Source organism: Agrobacterium sp. V1 (assembly GCF_030518355.1).
Taxonomy (GTDB): domain Bacteria; phylum Pseudomonadota; class Alphaproteobacteria; order Rhizobiales; family Rhizobiaceae; genus Agrobacterium; species Agrobacterium cucumeris.
The window spans coordinates 1774684-1790946 of the sequence record NZ_JAULSF010000002.1; the positions used below are offsets into that span (position 1 = coordinate 1774684).

A 16263-nucleotide genomic window follows, 5' to 3' on the forward strand; every position below is an offset into this window, starting at 1 on the left:
AACAATGGCCGAGAAGAAACTCGACGACCTGTTTTACGACACGCTGAAGGATATTTATTACGCCGAAAGACAGATCCTCAAAGCCCTGCCGAAAATGGCCCGGGCAGCGACAGACCCGAAGCTAAAACAGGCGTTTGAAAAACACAAGGAAGAGACGCAGGGGCACGTGGAGCGCCTGCAGGAAGTGTTCGAAGTCATCGGCAAGCGGGCACAGGGCAAGACCTGCGAAGCCATTCAGGGCATTATCGCCGAGGGCGAAGAGATCATTGATGAGTTCAAGGGCACTGCGGCGCTCGATGCCGGTCTCATTTCGTCGGCCCAGGCCGTCGAGCATTATGAAATCGCCCGTTACGGCACGCTGAAAGCCTGGGCGGAAAAGCTTGGCCACACCAAGGCGGTTTCACTGCTGGATGCCACGCTCAAGGAAGAAACCAAGACCGACGATGCGCTGACCTCGCTCGCCAAGACCTCGATCAATGCTGCGGCTCAGAAAAAGGCGGCATGATCACCGCTTCGACCGCACAAGCAAAAACCGGAATGGTCTCCCATTCCGGTTTTTTATTTACCTGAAGCTGTCGCGTTTTACGGCAGCGTATAAGCGATCACATAGTCGCCCGGCTTGGTGCCGACGGAACCATGGCCACCCGCAACCATCACGACATATTGCTTGCCGCCTTCCAGCGCATAGGTCATGGGCGTTGCCTGACCACCGGCCGGCAGACGCGCTTCCCACAGCTGTTTGCCGGTGGTGAGGTCGTAAGCGCGCAGAAAGTTATCGACAGCGGCACCGAGGAAGGCCACGCCGCCCTTGGTGATCATCGGCCCGCCAATGCCGGGCACGCCCACCTTGAAGGGCAGCGGCAGCGGCGTCATGTCATAAACCGTGCCATTCTTGTGCTTGTAGGCGATATCGCCGGTGCGCAGATCGGCTCCCGCGACATAACCCCATGGCGGTGCCTGGCAGGGGATTTGCAACGGTCCGAGGAACGGCCCCATGAACACGCCATAGGGTGCGCCATCATTGCGGTTCAGGCCCTGCTCGCTGCCCTTCTCATCCTGTCCCTTCGGGGGAATGTCGGCGCGCGGTACCAGCTGGGAGGTGAAGGCAAGATATGTCGGCATGCCGAACATGACCTGACGTTCCGGATCGACCGCCACGCTGCCCCAGTTGAAGGTGCCGAAATTGCCCGGATAGATGATCGAGCCGTTAAGCGACGGCGGCGTATAACGGCCCTTATAGTCCAGCTGATGGAAGCGGATGCGGCAGGCGAGCTGGTCGAACATGGAGACGCCCCACATGTCCTTTTCCTTTAGCGGCTCCGGCTTGAAAGACAGGGCCGTCGTCGGCTGCGTCGGGGAGGTGAAGTCTTCAGGGATCGCTCCGCCCGGCGCCGGCTCTTCCGTAATCGGCAGAAGCGGCTCGCCGGTGCGCCGATCGAGAACGTAGATGTCGCCCTGCTTGGTGGGTCCGACAAGGGCCGGCACGTTCTGGCCGTCCTTGGTGATGTCGAGCAGCACCGGTTGCGCCGGAACGTCCATGTCCCACAAATCGTGATGGACCGTCTGGCGAACCCAGCGGTCCTTGCCGGTGTTGATATCGAGCGCGACAATGGAGGAGGAATATTTCTCCACATTCTCGCTGCGGCCCATGCCAAGCTGGTCCGGCACCTGATTGCCGAGCGGGACATAAACCAGGCCGAGGCCTTCGTCATAGCTCAGCACCGACCAGCTGTTCGGCGAATTGGTGGTATAGGTCTCGCCCGCCGCAATCGGCTCGGTCTTTTCCGGATTGCCGGAATCCCAGTTCCAGATCAGGGCACCGCTGTTCACATCGAAAGCACGGATGACGCCGGACTGTTCCTGCGTGGAGTAATTGTCGTTCACCGCACCGCCGATGATGATCTTGCCCGCTGCGATGACGGGCGGCGAGGTCGAATAATAATAACCGGCAGGATTGTACTTCATGCCCTTTTCGAGATGCAGAACACCCTGATCGGCAAAGGAGGTGCAGACCTGACCGGTCGCAGCATCAAGCGCGATCAGCCGCGCATCCGACGTCGGCAGGTAGACGCGCTCTGCGCATGCCGTGCCTTGAGCCGCATTCGGCTCGGCATAATAGGAAACGCCGCGGCACGTCTGGTGCTGGCGGTCCGGATTGAGACCGACATTCGGGTCGTATTTCCACTTTTCCTTGCCGGTTGCCGCATCGATGGCAATCGCCCAGTTATGCGGCGTGCAGATATAAAGCGTGTTGCCGACCTTGAGCGGCGTCACCTGATAGGTGGTTTCGCCGACATCGTCGGGTAGCTTCACGTCGCCCGTCTGGTAACGCCAGGCTTCCTTCAGCTGCGAGACATTGTCGACATTCACCTGGGTCAGCGGTGAGTAACGCTGGCCATAGGGCGTGCGGCCATATTGATGCCAGTCCGCATCCGGCACGTTGCCGCCCAAATCAGGCGTCGCCAACGCAATTTCCTGAGGCAGGGAACCTGCCTGGTCGTGCGGATCCTGCGCCATCGAGTATCCGGCCACAGCCATGGAAGCGAGAACCGATAACACAAGCGGCCAGGCATTGGGGCCGTAGCTGAGCCCGGTCGGGCTTGAAAAACCAAGCGGCTTTCTGACCCAGGGCACCAGCATCCAAACGCCGATGAGAATGATGATACCGCCACGTGGGCCGAGCTGCCACCAGTCGAAACCGACTTCCCAGACGGCCCAGGCAAGCGTCGCGACAATGAAGACGGCATAGAAGTGGAGTGCCGCGCGATTGCGCTGAAACAGCAAAATAGCCGTCAACAGAAAAGCCAGCCCGGAAAGGACATAATAAAAACTGCCGCCCAGCATCACCAGCTGGGAGCCGAAACCAAACAGCGCAAGGCCGATCAGCGTGAGAATAACTGCAGTGACGGTGACTGCCATGAATGAAACCCCCGATTCCTGTCACTTTGGGTGAAATGAAATCGGGGCCAATCTGGTTCCACACAAACTATTCATTTGTCGTGAAAAATTTCACGTCATGGTCGTCAGGGGTTTTGCGGCGCTCCCGTCGAGTCCTGACGCGTCGGATTCGTATCCGTCGAAGCGGGCGGCGCAGCACCGCCATTTGCAGGGTTGTTGTCGAAGCTGCCGGAGCCGGAAGGCTGCTGCTGCACAGGTGCCGTCTCGGTCTGCGTGCTTTGCGGACGGTTTTCATCCGGCTCAAAAACCGAATATTCCACAACCGCCCAGACGACCAACGCGAGAAGAACACTGACAATCAGTATGACAAGAACCGGCCGTCCTCTGGACCCCTGCCGCGCCTGGGTTGCGGTCTCCGTTTTCGGAGCGTCCCGACCGTGGAGATAGCTGGCATTTTCTCTGGCCATATCTTTTACTCCCTGTAACCTGTGAATTTAATCCGCAGGGTCACGGTTTGGTTCCAGAGAGAAGAGAGAGCCTTCAGTTACACTCGGCTGGACAAGGCATATCGAGATCCGGAGCGGCGGCCGTCTCGATTGCACTGAAGCTTTGCCTGAGCCCCAGCCAGGAGGTTGTCCGCCGGGCATCCACCGTTTCGCCCGGCTTGTCCGGAACGGTTCCAGCGCTCGCAGTGTCTAGGGTCTGGTTCAACCGCGCAGGCGGTCGCACCCCACCAAATTCGGAATGACCGCCGGCAGCCCGATATTTTTTTGCCTCAAGGCGACGGCTGCGCCATACCGGCAGAATCTCCAGAAAAGTAAAAATTCTCAACATCATAACTATCAGAAAAATAGATCAATTAAAAACAATGCCCTCACTGTGGCATGTTCGCCGGTAATGTGCACCCCCTATTGCGTTACAACCACAGAGAATAGTCAGATTGTGCTAATAATACGCCACAAAGTGTCAGTTCGGCGGCCTGTATCGTCGCGTTTCAGCGCCTCACACAGCTATAAAGTGGAAAATCGCAGAATGATGCCGGGAGGAAGCGAGGCGGCTTCTCAGGGCATGTCGGCAGAAACTACTTCGCGGTCCAGCCGCCGTCGATGGAAATAGTCGTTCCCGTGATCGAACGTGCCATGTCGCCGGCAAGATAAAGCGCCATTTCCGCCACTTCTTCCGGTTGCACAAATTGCCGGGTCGGCTGCGGCGCAAGCATCACCTTTTTCACCACATCCTCCTCGCTCATGCCATGCACGCGCGCCTGATCCGCGACCTGCGCAGCCACAAGCGGCGTCCAGACATAACCGGGGCAGATTGCATTACAGGTGATGCCGCGTTCGGCGACTTCCAGCGCCACGCTTTTCGTCAGCCCCACCACCGCATGTTTGGTCGCGACATAGGGCCCCTTGAAGGGCGAGGCGCGCAGGCCGTGGGCGGAGGCGATGTTGACGATGCGGCCCCAGCCCCTCTCCTTCATGCCCGGCAGGGCTGCGTGGATGGTGTGAAAGGCACTGTCGAGCGAAATGGCGACGATGCGGGAAAAATCGGCAAAATCGAACTCGTCGATTGGCGCGACCTTCTGGATACCGGCATTGTTGACCAGCACATCGATGTGGCCGAATTCGGCGATGACGGTTTCCGGCAGATGGGCGCTTTCGTCGTAGTTTGCGAGGTTGGCCGAAAAATACACAGGCCTGTGCCGTGCCACCTTCGCAACCATCTCCAGGGCCTGCGTTGCCTCTTCCGTCGTCTCTATGCCATGCACCGCGACCAGATAGCCCGCCTCGGCGAAACGTTTGGCGATGGCGAGCCCGATGCCGCTGGTGGAACCGGTGACGAGCACGGTTTTCGGTTGGTCCTCCATCGGCCTAGTCCTTCAGCTGCGGCAGGTTGCGGAAAAGCTCGAGCGATTCCGGGTTGGCGAGCGCATCGGCATTCTTCACCGGCCGGCCATGGATGGTGTCGCGCACCGCGATTTCGGAAATCTTGCCGGAACGGGTGCGGGGAATGGCGCTGACGGCAATGATCCTTGCCGGCACATGCCGCGGCGTGGCGCCCGAGCGAATGCGACTGCGGATGGTCTTTTCCAGCTCTTCCGTCAGGGCCGCACCACCCTTCATGCGCAGGAAGAGGATGACCCGCTGGTCGCCGTCGATATCCTGCCCGACGGCAATGGCTTCCTCGACTTCAGGCACGGTTTCCACCTGCCGGTAGATCTCGGCCGTACCGATGCGGACCCCGCCGGGATTAAGCGTCGTGTCCGAACGGCCATGGATGACATATCCGCCGGATGGGCGCAGTTCGGCGAAATCGCCATGCGCCCAGATGCCGGGGAAACGGTCGAAATAGGCAGCCTGATACCGCGAGCCATCCTCATCGCCCCAGAATTTGACCGGCATGGAGAGATGCGCATTGCGGCAGACCAGCTCACCGGCAACGCCGCGAACGGAACGACCTTCATCGTCAAGCGTATCGATATCCATGCCGAGCATCGCGCCCTGCAATTCACCGCGATGAACCGGCTGCAGCGGATTGCCGCCGAGGAAACAGGCGCAGATGTCAGTACCCCCGGAAATGGAGGCGAGATGCACATCCGCCTTCCAGTCGCGGTAGATATAATCAAAGGATTGCGGGATGAGCGGCGAGCCGGTGGAAAGGATCGTTCTCAGCGAGGACAGGTCGTGGCTTTCACGCGGTTTCAGTCCGGCCTTCAGGCAGGCATCGATGAACTTGGCCGAGGTGCCGAAGGTGGCGATCCGCTCAGCGTCGATGAGGTCGATCAGCCGCGCAGGGTTGGGGTAACCGGGATTGCCATCATAGGTGACGAGCGTTGCGCCAAGCGCCAGACCGGAGACCTGCCAGTTCCACATCATCCAGCCGCAGGTGGTGAAATAAAAGAAGCGCTCCCCTTCTTGGATATCGCATTGCAGCTTCTGCTCCTTCATGTGCTGAAGAAGCAGCCCGCCGCCGGAATGGGTGATGCATTTCGGCTTGCCTGTCGTGCCGGAGGAATAAAGGATCGCCAGCGGCGCCTTGATGGGCAGACGGTTGAAGGCAATCTCCCCCGCTTTATATGGCCCGACGAAATCCGGGAGCGTCACGCAGCCGAGATCGGCAAGGCCGGAAGGAACCGCATCACCGATGAGCACGATCTTTTCAGGCCTCGCACTTTCCGCCACGGCACGGATGGTCGGGCCAACATCGATGCGTTTGCCGGCATAACCATATTCCGGCACGGCGATGAGGATTTTCGGGTCGATCTGCGACAGACGGTCTGAAGCGCCGGCCGGACCGAAATCCGGCGAGCAGGACGACCAGATCGCACCGATGGCGCTGACTGCGAGATAGCTGACGATCGCCTCGATATCATGGGTAACGATCGCTCCGACGCGATCGCCTTCACTCACGCCCGCATGGGCGAGCGCCTGCACCAGACGGGAAACATCGTCGTAAAGGTCTCTTCGGCTTATTTCGCGCCGCGTTCCGTCATCCCGATGGGCGATGATCGCCAGCCGCTCGTCGGCATCGCGCAGCAGGTTTTCGGCATAGTTGAGCCGCGCACCCGGATAAAATTCGGCCTCACGCATCGTCGCACCAGCCTTGAACGCTGTTTCGCCGCGCGTACCGATAATCCCGAGTTCATCCCACAGCGCATCGTAAAAGGCGTCCGGTGCATCAATGGACCAGCGCAGCAGTCCGGCATAATCATCGGCGGCCACCCCGTGCGGTTTTGCCGTTTTCTCTGCGAAGGAAAAAAGCGCCGAGCGCTCGAGCCTTTCCCTCGTCGGCACCCACAAAATATCGGAAGGCGCGGCGTCCGTCATGCTTCGCTCCCGCGCAGCATCTCGACGATGGCGGAAAAATCACGCCCGCCGCCGCCCTCGCCGACGAAGTTCTCGTAAAGCGCCGATGCCGCAGCACCAAGCGGGGTGGAGGCTCCGGCTCCATTGGCGGCCTCTTGCGAGAGCTTCAGATCCTTGAGCATCAGGGCCGCCGCAAATCCGGGCTGGTAATCCTTGTTGGCGGGCGATGTCGGCACCGGCCCCGGCACCGGGCAATAGGTGGTGAGCGACCAGCACTGCCCCGAAGAGGTGGAGGCAACATCGAACAACGCCTGATGCGAAAGACCGAGTTTTTCGCCAAGCACGAAGGCTTCCGAGACCGCGATCATGGAAATGCCGAGGATCATATTGTTGCAGATCTTCGCCGCCTGGCCGTTACCACCCTTGCCGCAATGGACGATCTTTTTGCCCATTGCCTCCAGCACCGGCTTTGCCGCCGAAAAGGCGTCGGCCTCGCCGCCGCACATGAAGGTCAATGTGCCGGCGGAAGCCCCACCCGTGCCGCCGGAGACAGGCGCATCAACGGAGGGGCAACCGGCAGAAGCGGCCAGCTCATGCGCCTTCAGCGCGCTTTCCATATCCACAGTCGAGCAATCGATAAGGAGCGTCCCGGCGGAGACTTTTTGTACCAGATCACCATAGACCGAAACCACATGTTCTCCCTTCGGCAGCATGGTGATGATCACATCAGCCGTTGCCGTCGCCTCGGCGGAATCCGCAGCAATGGGAATGCCGGCTTGCCTCGCCGCCGCACGGCAGGTTTCGGAAAGGTCGAAACCCTTCACGGTATAACCCGCCTTGACGAGATTGGCGGCCATCGGCAGGCCCATATGTCCAAGTCCGATAAAAGCGACGGTCTTCATGGGAGCGTTCCTCTCAACGATTATCCGCAAGGATCATGTCGGCAGCCTTTTCGGCAATCATGATCGTTGGCGAATTGGTATTTCCGGATGTGATCCGCGGCATGATGGAGGCATCCGCGACACGCAGCCCCGCAAGCCTGCGGAATTTCAGCCTGTTATCGACAACGCTTTCGACATCCGACCCCATGCGTAACGTGCCAACGGGATGAAAAATCGTGGTGCCGATATCGCCCGCCGCCTTGGCGAGATCATTATCGTTTTCAAACGAGGGGCCAGGCCGGTATTCCTGTGGCTTGAACCGGGCAAAGGCCGGCTGGGCGACGATGCGGCGCGTCAGCCGCATGGAATCGATGGCCACCTGGCGGTCGCCTTCCGTGGAAAGATAGTTCGGGCGGATTTCCGGCTGCATGGCGAAATCCGGTCCTTTCACATGCACTGAGCCGCGGCTTTCCGGCCGCAGATTGCAGACACTTGCAGTAATGGCAGGAAAAGTGTGAACCGGATCACCGAACTTGTCGAGCGAAACCGGCTGGACATGATATTCCAGATCGGCGGTTTCCTTTTCCGGCGAAGAACGGGTGAAGACGCCGAGCTGGCTCGGCGCCATCGACATCGGCCCGGAGCGGGTCAGCGCATATTCGAGGCCGATCCTCGCCTTGCCGAACAGGGTGGAAGCCCTTTCATTCAGCGTCAAAACGCCGGAAACCTTATAGACCATGCGCAATTGCAGATGGTCCTGCAGGTTTTCTCCCACGCCCTGAACCTCGGCCACGGTGTCGATACCGGCGGCCTGAAGCACATCGCCACGGCCGATACCGGAAAGCTCCAGAACATGCGGCGAGCCGATAGCGCCGGCGGAAAGCACCGTCTCGCGCCGCGCCCGCATCTTTTTCAGAACGCCGTCATGGTGGAACTCGACGCCCGTAACCCGACCTTCTTCGATGATAAGCCGCTTGACGTGGGCCTTGGTTAAAACCGTCAGGTTTTTACGACCAAGCGCCGGTTTCAGGAAGGCTTTCGCCGTGTTCCAGCGCCAGCCAGAGCGCTGGTTCACATCGAAATAACCGGCACCCTCATTGTCGCCCCGGTTGAAATCGTCAGTCGCGGGAATGCCGGCCTCGCCCGCCGCCTTCTGGAAGGCATCCAGTACATCCCAGCGCACCCGGGCCTTTTCCACCCGCCATTCGCCGCCGGCGGAATGCAGGTCGCTCTTGCCGCGATAAAAATCCTCCGACTTCAGGAAATAGGGCAGGATATCGTTCCAGCCCCAGCCCTCGCAGCCAAGCTGTCGCCAGACGTCATAGTCCCGCGCCTGGCCGCGCATGTAGATCATGCCGTTGATGGAGGAACAGCCGCCCAGAACCTTGCCGCGCGGATAGATCAGCGCGCGGCCGTTAAGGCCTGGCTCTTCCGCCGTCTTGAAACACCAGTCGGTGCGCGGGTTGTTGATGCAATAGAGATAACCGACCGGAATATGGATCCAGTGGTAATTGTCGTTGCCTCCCGCTTCCAGAAGCAGCACGCGGTTGTTCGGGTCTTTCGAAAGGCGGTTGGCGAGAACGCATCCGGCACTCCCCGCTCCGATGACGATATAGTCATATTCGCCCATGCTCTTCTCCATACGCCGCCCTTGCCGCGTCGTCCCGGACGCGGGGGAGGCCTTTCCAGTGTTTGCAAAAATATCTAGCCGCGGTGCTGGAAGCCGAGTTTTCTCCCGAGCCGCGACGCGTAAAATTCACCGATCAAACCGCGCCGGAACACCAGAACGCAGGCCATGAACACAAGGCCGGTAATGATGGTGACCGGGAAATCCGATGTCGCGAGATAGTTCTGCAAGGTGACCACCAGCCCCGCGCCAAAAATCGGGCCGATCATGGTGCCGATGCCCCCGAGCAGCGTCATCAGGATCACTTCGCCGGACATCTGCCAGGTCACATCGGTTAGCGTGGCGAACTGGAAGACCAGCGCCTTCAGGCCGCCCGCAAGCCCGGCAAGCGCCGCCGACATGACGAAGGCGCCGAGCTTGTAACGCTGCACGCTGTAGCCCAGCGAAATGGCGCGCTGCTCGTTTTCGCGGATGGATTTCAGGATCATGCCGAAGGGCGAGTTGACGAAACGCCAGATGACCAGAAGTGCAAGCACAAAGGCCGCCAGCACCGTGTAATAGATGTTGAGTGGTGCGTTGAGATCGAGAAGGCCGAAGAGATGGCCGCGCGGCACGCCCTGCAACCCGTCCTCGCCATGGGTAAACGGCGCCTGAAGGCAGAAGAAATAAAACATCTGCGACAGCGCGAGCGTGATCATGGCGAAATAGATGCCCTGACGACGGATGGCGAAAAAGCCGATGACGAGGCCGAGAAGGGCAGCACCCGCCATGCCGATCACAAGACCGATCTCCGGCGTCACGCCCCATTCCTTCACCGAATAGGCGGTGAAATAGGCCGCACCGCCAAAAAACGCCGCATGGCCGAAGGACAGCAGTCCCGTGTAACCGATCAGCAGATTGAAGGCGCAGGCAAACAGCGCAAAGCACAGGAGCTTCATCAGAAAGATCGGGTAAACGAACATCGGCGCGGCGATGAGGACGGTAAGCCCCGCCAGAATGAGCACGGTCTTGATGGTTCCGGCAGTCGTCGAAACTTCCGTCTGCGGCATCGCACCGGCGGTGGTATGGGTGGCTTTGGACATATCAGGCGTCCTTTCCGAAAAGTCCGGCGGGGCGGATGAGCAGCACAAAGGCCATGATGACGAAGATGACGATGTTGGAGGCTTCAGGGTAAAACACCTTGGTCAGCCCCTCGGCGATGCCGAGCATGTAACCGGTGACGATGGCCCCCATGATCGACCCCATGCCGCCGACGACGACCACGGCGAAGACGACGATGATGAGGTTGGTGCCCATCAGCGGCGAGACCTGATAGATGGGCGCCGCCAGCACGCCGGTGAAGCCTGCAAGGCCGGCACCCAATGCGTAGGTCAGCGTCAGGAGCACCGGCACGTTGATGCCGAAAGCCTGCACCAGCGTCGGGTTTTCCGTCGCCGCCCGCAGATAGGAACCAAGCCGCGTCTTTTCGATCAGCGCCCAGGTGGCAAGGCAGGCAACCAGCGAAATGACGACAACGAAGGCGCGATAATTCGGCAGGAACATGAAGCCGAGATTGGTGCCGCCGGCAAGCTCACGCGGCACCGAATAGGGCTGGCCGGCAGCGCCGTAAAGCCAGCGGAACGTGCCTTCCACCACAAGCGCCAGGCCGAAGGTGAAAAGCAGCCCGTAAAGCGGATCAAGATCATAAAGCCGCGACAGCAGAAGGCGTTCGACGATCGCACCGAAAAGCGCAACGACGAGCGGTGTCACCACCAGCGCTGCCCAGAAATTGATGCCGAAATATTGCAGGCCGAGAAAGGCGACGAAAGCGCCGAGCATATATTGCGCCCCATGGGCGAAATTGATGACGCGCAGCAGGCCGAAAATGACGGCCAGGCCGAGCGACAGCAGCGCATAAAACGAGCCGTTGATAAGGCCGATCAGCAATTGCCCGAGCAGGGCCTGAATTGGAATGCCGAAGATCATCGTCATTGTTAAACCCCCAGCACTTTATTGAGTTCGCCCATGCGGCCAGAAAGCTCGCCCACCGGAAAATTGCTGACCATCTGGCCATGATCCATCAGGTAGAAGCGGTCGGCAATGCGGCTTGCGAAACGGAAATTCTGCTCCACCAGAACCACGGTCATGCCGCGGCTCTTCAGCTTTTGCAGCACTTCACCGATGCGCTGCACGATGACGGGTGCAAGCCCCTCCGTCGGTTCATCAAGCAGCAGCACCTTCACGCCGGTGCGCAGGATGCGCGCCATGGCCAGCATCTGCTGCTCGCCGCCGGAAAGCTTGGTGCCGGGGCTCATGCGGCGCTCATGGAGATTGGGGAACAGTTCATAGATTTCATCGAGCGTCATGCCGCCGGCTGCGACAACGGGCGGCAGCTTCAGGTTTTCCTCGACACTCAGCGTCGCGAAGATGCCGCGTTCTTCCGGCACGAAACCGATGCCGTATTTTGCCGTGCGATGCAGCGGCACCGGCATCATATCCTTGCCGCCGAGCTTGATGACACCCTTGCGGTTGCGGATGATGCCCATGATGGTGCGCAGCGTCGTGGTTTTGCCCACACCGTTGCGGCCGAGAATGGTGATGGTTTCGCCCTCGCCGACCGTCAGATCGACGCCGTGCAGGGCTTGGCTTTCGCCATACCAGGATCTCAGGTTGGAGACTTCGAGCATTGCCGCCATATCAAGCCTCCTCCGTGCCCATATAGGCCGTGCGCACACGCGGATCGGCGGAAACGGCGGCATAATCGCCCTCCGCCAGAATTTCACCGCGCTGCAGCACCGTGACGTGATGGCAGATATCGGCAACGACTTTCAGATTATGTTCGACCATCAGCACCGCACGTGTCTTTGCCACCTCGCGGATAAGCTCGGCGACGTGGGAGACATCTTCCCCACCCATGCCGGCCATCGGCTCGTCCAGCAGCAGAACCTTCGGATCGAGCGCCAGCGTGGTGGCGATTTCGAGAACCCGCTTGCGGCCGTAAGAAAGATCGGCCGCAAGCGCATGTTTTTCCCGTGTCAGGCCAACCGTTGCGATCAGTTCCTCGGCGCGGGCATTCAGCCTGTCGAGCGAGTAGAGCGGCAGCCAGAACTGCGTTGCAAGGCCATTCGGACGCTGCAACGCAACCCGCACATTTTCCAGAACCGTCAGATGCGGAAACACCGCCGATATCTGGAAAGACCTGACGAGGCCGAGACGCGCCACCTTGTCCGGTGGCGTCCTTGTTATATCCGTTCCCATGAAAGTGATCGCTCCGCCCGTCGGCTGGAGAAACTTGGTCAACAGATTAAAGACCGTAGTCTTGCCGGCGCCGTTTGGGCCGATCAGCGCATGAACGCGGGCATGGTGGACGTCGAGATCGACGTTTTTCACGGCTGCGAATGCGCCGAAGGTTTTGCTGAGACCACGCGCCGAAAGAACGACGCGAGGTTCGGCCTGCCCGGCGGGGGCGGGAGCGATCATCATGAAACTTTCCCCTTTATTGCGTCAGTCTTTTATTGCGTCACCAGCGGGCAACCGCTTTTTGCAGGGTCCATGAAGGCTTCCTTGCCGGGGATGGTGGCGAGCACCTTGTAATAATCCCACGGCTGCTTGCTCTCATCCGGCTTCTTCACTTCCATGAGATACATGTCGTGGATCATGCGGCCATTGGCGGCCACATGGCCGTCCTTGGAGAAGACGTCGTTGACGGGCATTTCCTTCATGGCCTTGGCGACAGCATCGGCATCATCAGTGCCGGCCTTTTCAATGGCCTTCAGGTAGTGCAGCACGGCGGAATAGGTGCCGGCATGCACCATGTTCGGCATTGCGCCGGTGCGTTCCTTGAAACGCTCGCCGAATTTGCGCGATTCATCGTCGCGGTCCCAGTAAAAACCTTCCGTCAGCGTCAGCCCTTGCGCCGCCTCAAGACCGAGGCCATGGACTTCGGCGAGCGTGAAGAGAAGAGCGGCAAGCCGCTGGCCGCCGGCAACGATGCCGAATTCAGCCGCCTGCTTGATGGCATTGGAGGTGTCGAGGCCCGCATTGGCAAGACCGATGACCTTCGCGCCCGAAGACTGCGCCTGCAGCAGGAAGGAGGAATAATCCGTCGTTGCCAGCGGATGGCGCACGGAGCCCAGAACCTTGCCGCCATTGGCCTTGACGAAATTGGCGGTGTTTTCTTCCAGCGAGTAACCGAAAGCATAGTCCGCAGTCAGGAAGAACCAGCTGTCGCCGCCCTGCTTCACCAGCGCGCCGCCAGTGCCGACCGCGAGCGAATAAGTGTCATAAGCCCAGTGGAAACCATAGGGGCTGCACTGCTTGCCGGTCAGTTCGGTGGTTGCCGCACCGGTGTTGACGGTGATCTTCTTCTTGTCCTTGGAGAGCGCCTGCACGGCCAGGCCCACTGACGACGATGTCAGCTCCATGATCGAATCCACCTGTTCGGTGTCGTACCATTGCCGGGCAATGTTGGAGGCCACGTCCGCCTTGTTCTGGTGGTCGGCGGTCACGACCTCAACCGGCGCATTGAGCACCTTGCCGCCGAAATCCTCAACCGCCATCTTCGCGGCCTCGTAAGAGTACTTACCGCCAAAGTTGGCGTAAACGCCGGACTGGTCGTTCAGGATACCGATCTTGACCTTGCCGTCCGAAATCTCGGCGGCATAAGCGGCGGTGCCGGCGGCCAGTGCCATGGCCGTGGATAAAACGATACTCTTGCGCATGACTTCTCCTCCCAGAGATGATTGCGAGCCTCAGATTGTCTGTGCAACAGTGAACGAAGCCGCATGGCGTTCGTCCCGGGTGCTGCATCCGAACGGTCACGCCACTCTCCTCAAAGCGACGCATCCTGGTTTTAGATTTCTCGAATTCCTCGGTTGACACAAGAGCACGGCATCATCAAATTTCGAACAGGAACTGTTCATTTTTGAACAGAACTCTGAATGGGAGACGAGATTGGCCACGCCTTTTACCTGGGACGACCTGCAATATTTTCTGGCCGTGGCCCGCACCGGGCAGCTCTCATCGGCCGCCCGCAGCCTGCGCACCAGCCACGCAACCGTCTCCCGCCACATCGACCGGCTGGAATTCTCGCTTAAAACCAAGCTGTTCGAGCGAAACCCGCGCGGTTACGAGCTGACGACGGTGGGACGGCGGCTGGTCGATACGGTCGAGCGCATAGAGGCGGAAGCCGAAAGACTGCAATCGGATATTTCCGAAAGCGGCAGCCTGCTGCGCGGCGTGGTGCGCCTAAGCGCCCCTGAAGGTTTTTCCAATTTTTTCTTCGTGGAGAGGCTGAAAGACTTCGCCGCCACCCATCCCCACATCATGGTGGAGATGGTGACGATCCAGCAGATCATGGCGCTTTCCAGAAAGGAAGCGGATGTGGCCGTCACGCTCGATCCGCCAAAAGCCGGTCCCTATATCAATGAACAGATCATCGATTACACACTGCATATCTATGCCTCGCGTTCCTATCTCGCCGGACATCCGAAAATCACGCGGCGTGAGGATTTGCCCGACCATTTTTTTATCGGTTACGTGCAGGACCTGATTTTTTCGCCGGGCCTCGATTACATGCGCGACGTGATGCCCGGCCTGCGCCCCAATTTTCAGTCATCGAGCATTTTCGCCCAGCTGACCGCCACGCTGAGCGGCCGCGGCCTGTGCATATTGCCGAACTTCATCGCCGCCCGTTTTCCGGACTTGCAGATGGTTCTTGCCGACGAAGTGCAACTGCGGCGCGGCTATTGGCTGACCAGCCATCAGGATCTTGCCAACGTGCCGCGTGTGCGCTCGCTGATGGATTTCATCCTGACCACCGCACGCGCCCACGAAAATCTCTTCATCCTCGACCGCAGGACGATTGCCTGAAACGGCCATCGTTCACATTTCGGCGACACCGTGTTTACGGGTGACGGATTGGAGGATGTGCGCGGTTGCTTATATGACTGACAACAACGAAGCCGGTTTGTGAAAACCGGCATCCTCCGACATCTGGAAGGTCATCATGAAAAAGATCGGATTTTTATCCTTCGGCCACTGGACACCCTCACCCCAGTCGCAGACCCGCTCGGCGGCCGACACGCTGCTGCAATCGATAGACCTTGCCGTGGCCGCCGAAGAACTGGGCGCCGACGGCGCCTATTTTCGCGTACACCATTTCGCCCGCCAGCTTGCCTCACCTTTTCCGCTTCTGGCCGCCGTCGGCGCCAGAACGAAAAACATCGAGATCGGCACCGGCGTCATCGACATGCGTTATGAAAACCCGTTCTACATGGCGGAGGATGCCGGTTCGGCCGACCTCATCGCCGGTGGACGCCTGCAACTCGGCATCAGCCGTGGTTCGCCGGAACAGGTGATCGATGGCTGGCGTTATTTCGGCTTCCGCCCGGCCGGGGGCGAGACCGAGGAGGATATGGCGCGGCAACATACCGAAGTCTTCCTGGAGCTTTTGAAGGGCGAAGGTTTCGCGCAGCCGAACCCGAGACCGATGTTCCCGAACCCGCCCGGCCTTTTGCGCCTGGAACCCCATTCCGAAGGGCTGCGTGAGCGCATCTGGTGGGGTTCGAGTTCCAACGCGACGGCGGTGTGGGCGGCAAAGCTTGGCATGAACCTGCAAAGCTCCACCCTGAAGACGGATGAAACGGGCGAACCTTTCCACGTCCAGCAGGCGCAGCAGATCCGTATCTTCCGGGAAGCCTGGAAGGAAGCCGGACATGCCCGCGAGCCCCGTGTTTCGGTCAGCCGCAGCATCTTCGCCCTCGTCAGCGACCGTGACCGGGCCTATTTCGGTTACGGCAATGAAGGCGACGACAAGATCGGTTATATCGACGACAAGACGCGTGCGATCTTCGGGCGCAGCTACGCCGCCGAGCCTGAAGCGCTGATCGAACAGCTGAAGGCCGATGAAGCCATTGCCGAGGCCGACACGCTGCTCCTGACCGTACCGAACCAGCTGGGTGTCGATTACAACGCCCATGTCATCGAGACGATCCTGAAGCAGGTGGCGCCGGCTCTCGGCTGGCGCTAACGGCTGGTCCTGAAAATGAGCAAGGCGGCGCAGTTTCTGCGC

14 protein-coding genes are annotated in these 16263 nt (G+C 59.8%); 3 read left to right on the forward strand and 11 right to left on the reverse strand.

The annotated features are described in order from the left end of the window. Positions 1 to 4: 4 nt before the first annotated feature. Positions 5 to 505 carry a ferritin-like domain-containing protein gene (locus tag QSV77_RS21950; protein ID WP_142842422.1) on the forward strand — a complete coding sequence of 167 codons (501 nt, stop codon included), beginning with the start codon at positions 5 to 7 and terminating at the stop codon, positions 503 to 505. A gap of 77 nt (positions 506 to 582) precedes the next feature. On the opposite strand, the gene QSV77_RS21955 is transcribed toward QSV77_RS21950, so the two are convergent. The 11 genes from QSV77_RS21955 to QSV77_RS22005 all read right to left on the reverse strand — a co-directional run bounded on the left by QSV77_RS21955 (position 583) and on the right by QSV77_RS22005 (position 13912). After that, positions 583 to 2919: a glucose/quinate/shikimate family membrane-bound PQQ-dependent dehydrogenase gene (locus QSV77_RS21955; RefSeq protein ID WP_302735050.1), complete on the reverse strand. Its 2337-nt coding sequence runs from the start codon at positions 2917 to 2919 to the stop codon at positions 583 to 585. Between the two features lie 104 nt (positions 2920 to 3023). Further along, the gene (locus QSV77_RS21960) at positions 3024 to 3365 is read right to left on the reverse strand and encodes a hypothetical protein (RefSeq protein ID WP_302735051.1); all 342 of its coding nucleotides are present in this window, start codon (positions 3363 to 3365) and stop codon (positions 3024 to 3026) included. A gap of 614 nt (positions 3366 to 3979) precedes the next feature. Beyond that, positions 3980 to 4765, reverse strand: coding sequence for a 3-hydroxybutyrate dehydrogenase (locus QSV77_RS21965; RefSeq protein ID WP_302735052.1), 786 nt, complete (start codon positions 4763 to 4765; stop codon positions 3980 to 3982). Positions 4766 to 4769: 4 nt separating this feature from the next. Beyond that, the gene (locus QSV77_RS21970) at positions 4770 to 6725 is read right to left on the reverse strand and encodes an acetoacetate--CoA ligase (RefSeq protein WP_302735053.1); all 1956 of its coding nucleotides are present in this window, start codon (positions 6723 to 6725) and stop codon (positions 4770 to 4772) included. Continuing rightward, on the reverse strand, positions 6722 to 7606 hold the full coding sequence (mmsB, locus tag QSV77_RS21975; RefSeq protein WP_302735054.1) for a 3-hydroxyisobutyrate dehydrogenase: 885 nt from the start codon (positions 7604 to 7606) through the stop codon (positions 6722 to 6724). The genes QSV77_RS21970 and mmsB overlap by 4 nt, the downstream gene beginning before the upstream one ends. Before the next feature lie 13 nt (positions 7607 to 7619). Beyond that, the gene (locus tag QSV77_RS21980; RefSeq protein ID WP_302735055.1) at positions 7620 to 9215 is read right to left on the reverse strand and encodes a GMC family oxidoreductase; all 1596 of its coding nucleotides are present in this window, start codon (positions 9213 to 9215) and stop codon (positions 7620 to 7622) included. A 74-nt stretch (positions 9216 to 9289) separates the two neighbouring features. Further along, positions 9290 to 10294, reverse strand: coding sequence for a branched-chain amino acid ABC transporter permease (locus QSV77_RS21985; RefSeq protein ID WP_302735056.1), 1005 nt, complete (start codon positions 10292 to 10294; stop codon positions 9290 to 9292). Position 10295: 1 nt separating this feature from the next. After that, the gene (locus QSV77_RS21990; RefSeq protein WP_269701716.1) at positions 10296 to 11183 is read right to left on the reverse strand and encodes a branched-chain amino acid ABC transporter permease; all 888 of its coding nucleotides are present in this window, start codon (positions 11181 to 11183) and stop codon (positions 10296 to 10298) included. A gap of 2 nt (positions 11184 to 11185) precedes the next feature. Next, a complete protein-coding gene (locus tag QSV77_RS21995; protein WP_302735057.1) occupies positions 11186 to 11887 on the reverse strand; it encodes an ABC transporter ATP-binding protein in 702 nt (233 codons plus the stop codon). A 1-nt stretch (position 11888) separates the two neighbouring features. Next, positions 11889 to 12674, reverse strand: coding sequence for an ABC transporter ATP-binding protein (locus QSV77_RS22000; protein WP_302735058.1), 786 nt, complete (start codon positions 12672 to 12674; stop codon positions 11889 to 11891). Between the two features lie 29 nt (positions 12675 to 12703). Then, positions 12704 to 13912: an ABC transporter substrate-binding protein gene (locus QSV77_RS22005; RefSeq protein ID WP_142842433.1), complete on the reverse strand. Its 1209-nt coding sequence runs from the start codon at positions 13910 to 13912 to the stop codon at positions 12704 to 12706. Positions 13913 to 14144: 232 nt separating this feature from the next. Between QSV77_RS22005 and QSV77_RS22010 the strand changes: the two genes are divergently transcribed. Together QSV77_RS22010 and QSV77_RS22015 are read left to right on the forward strand one after the other, a co-directional pair. Next, complete coding sequence (locus QSV77_RS22010) at positions 14145 to 15062, forward strand: LysR family transcriptional regulator (protein WP_142842434.1); 918 nt, start codon at positions 14145 to 14147, stop codon at positions 15060 to 15062. A 136-nt stretch (positions 15063 to 15198) separates the two neighbouring features. Further along, positions 15199 to 16221 carry an LLM class flavin-dependent oxidoreductase gene (locus QSV77_RS22015; protein WP_302735059.1) on the forward strand — a complete coding sequence of 341 codons (1023 nt, stop codon included), beginning with the start codon at positions 15199 to 15201 and terminating at the stop codon, positions 16219 to 16221. Positions 16222 to 16263 lie beyond the last annotated feature (42 nt).

Bases quoted from the DNA above. Each gene is read 5' to 3' on its own strand.
- QSV77_RS21950 (WP_142842422.1), top strand. From the start codon at position 5: ATGGCCGAGAAGAAACTCGACGACCTGTTTTACGACACGCTGAAGGAT.
- QSV77_RS21955 (WP_302735050.1), bottom strand. From the start codon at position 2,919: ATGGCAGTCACCGTCACTGCAGTTATTCTCACGCTGATCGGCCTTGCG.
- QSV77_RS21960 (WP_302735051.1), bottom strand. From the start codon at position 3,365: ATGGCCAGAGAAAATGCCAGCTATCTCCACGGTCGGGACGCTCCGAAA.
- QSV77_RS21965 (WP_302735052.1), bottom strand. From the start codon at position 4,765: ATGGAGGACCAACCGAAAACCGTGCTCGTCACCGGTTCCACCAGCGGC.
- QSV77_RS21970 (WP_302735053.1), bottom strand. From the start codon at position 6,725: ATGACGGACGCCGCGCCTTCCGATATTTTGTGGGTGCCGACGAGGGAA.
- mmsB (WP_302735054.1), bottom strand. From the start codon at position 7,606: ATGAAGACCGTCGCTTTTATCGGACTTGGACATATGGGCCTGCCGATG.
- QSV77_RS21980 (WP_302735055.1), bottom strand. From the start codon at position 9,215: ATGGGCGAATATGACTATATCGTCATCGGAGCGGGGAGTGCCGGATGC.
- QSV77_RS21985 (WP_302735056.1), bottom strand. From the start codon at position 10,294: ATGTCCAAAGCCACCCATACCACCGCCGGTGCGATGCCGCAGACGGAA.
- QSV77_RS21990 (WP_269701716.1), bottom strand. From the start codon at position 11,183: ATGACGATGATCTTCGGCATTCCAATTCAGGCCCTGCTCGGGCAATTG.
- QSV77_RS21995 (WP_302735057.1), bottom strand. From the start codon at position 11,887: ATGGCGGCAATGCTCGAAGTCTCCAACCTGAGATCCTGGTATGGCGAA.
- QSV77_RS22000 (WP_302735058.1), bottom strand. From the start codon at position 12,674: ATGATGATCGCTCCCGCCCCCGCCGGGCAGGCCGAACCTCGCGTCGTT.
- QSV77_RS22005 (WP_142842433.1), bottom strand. From the start codon at position 13,912: ATGCGCAAGAGTATCGTTTTATCCACGGCCATGGCACTGGCCGCCGGC.
- QSV77_RS22015 (WP_302735059.1), top strand. From the start codon at position 15,199: ATGAAAAAGATCGGATTTTTATCCTTCGGCCACTGGACACCCTCACCC.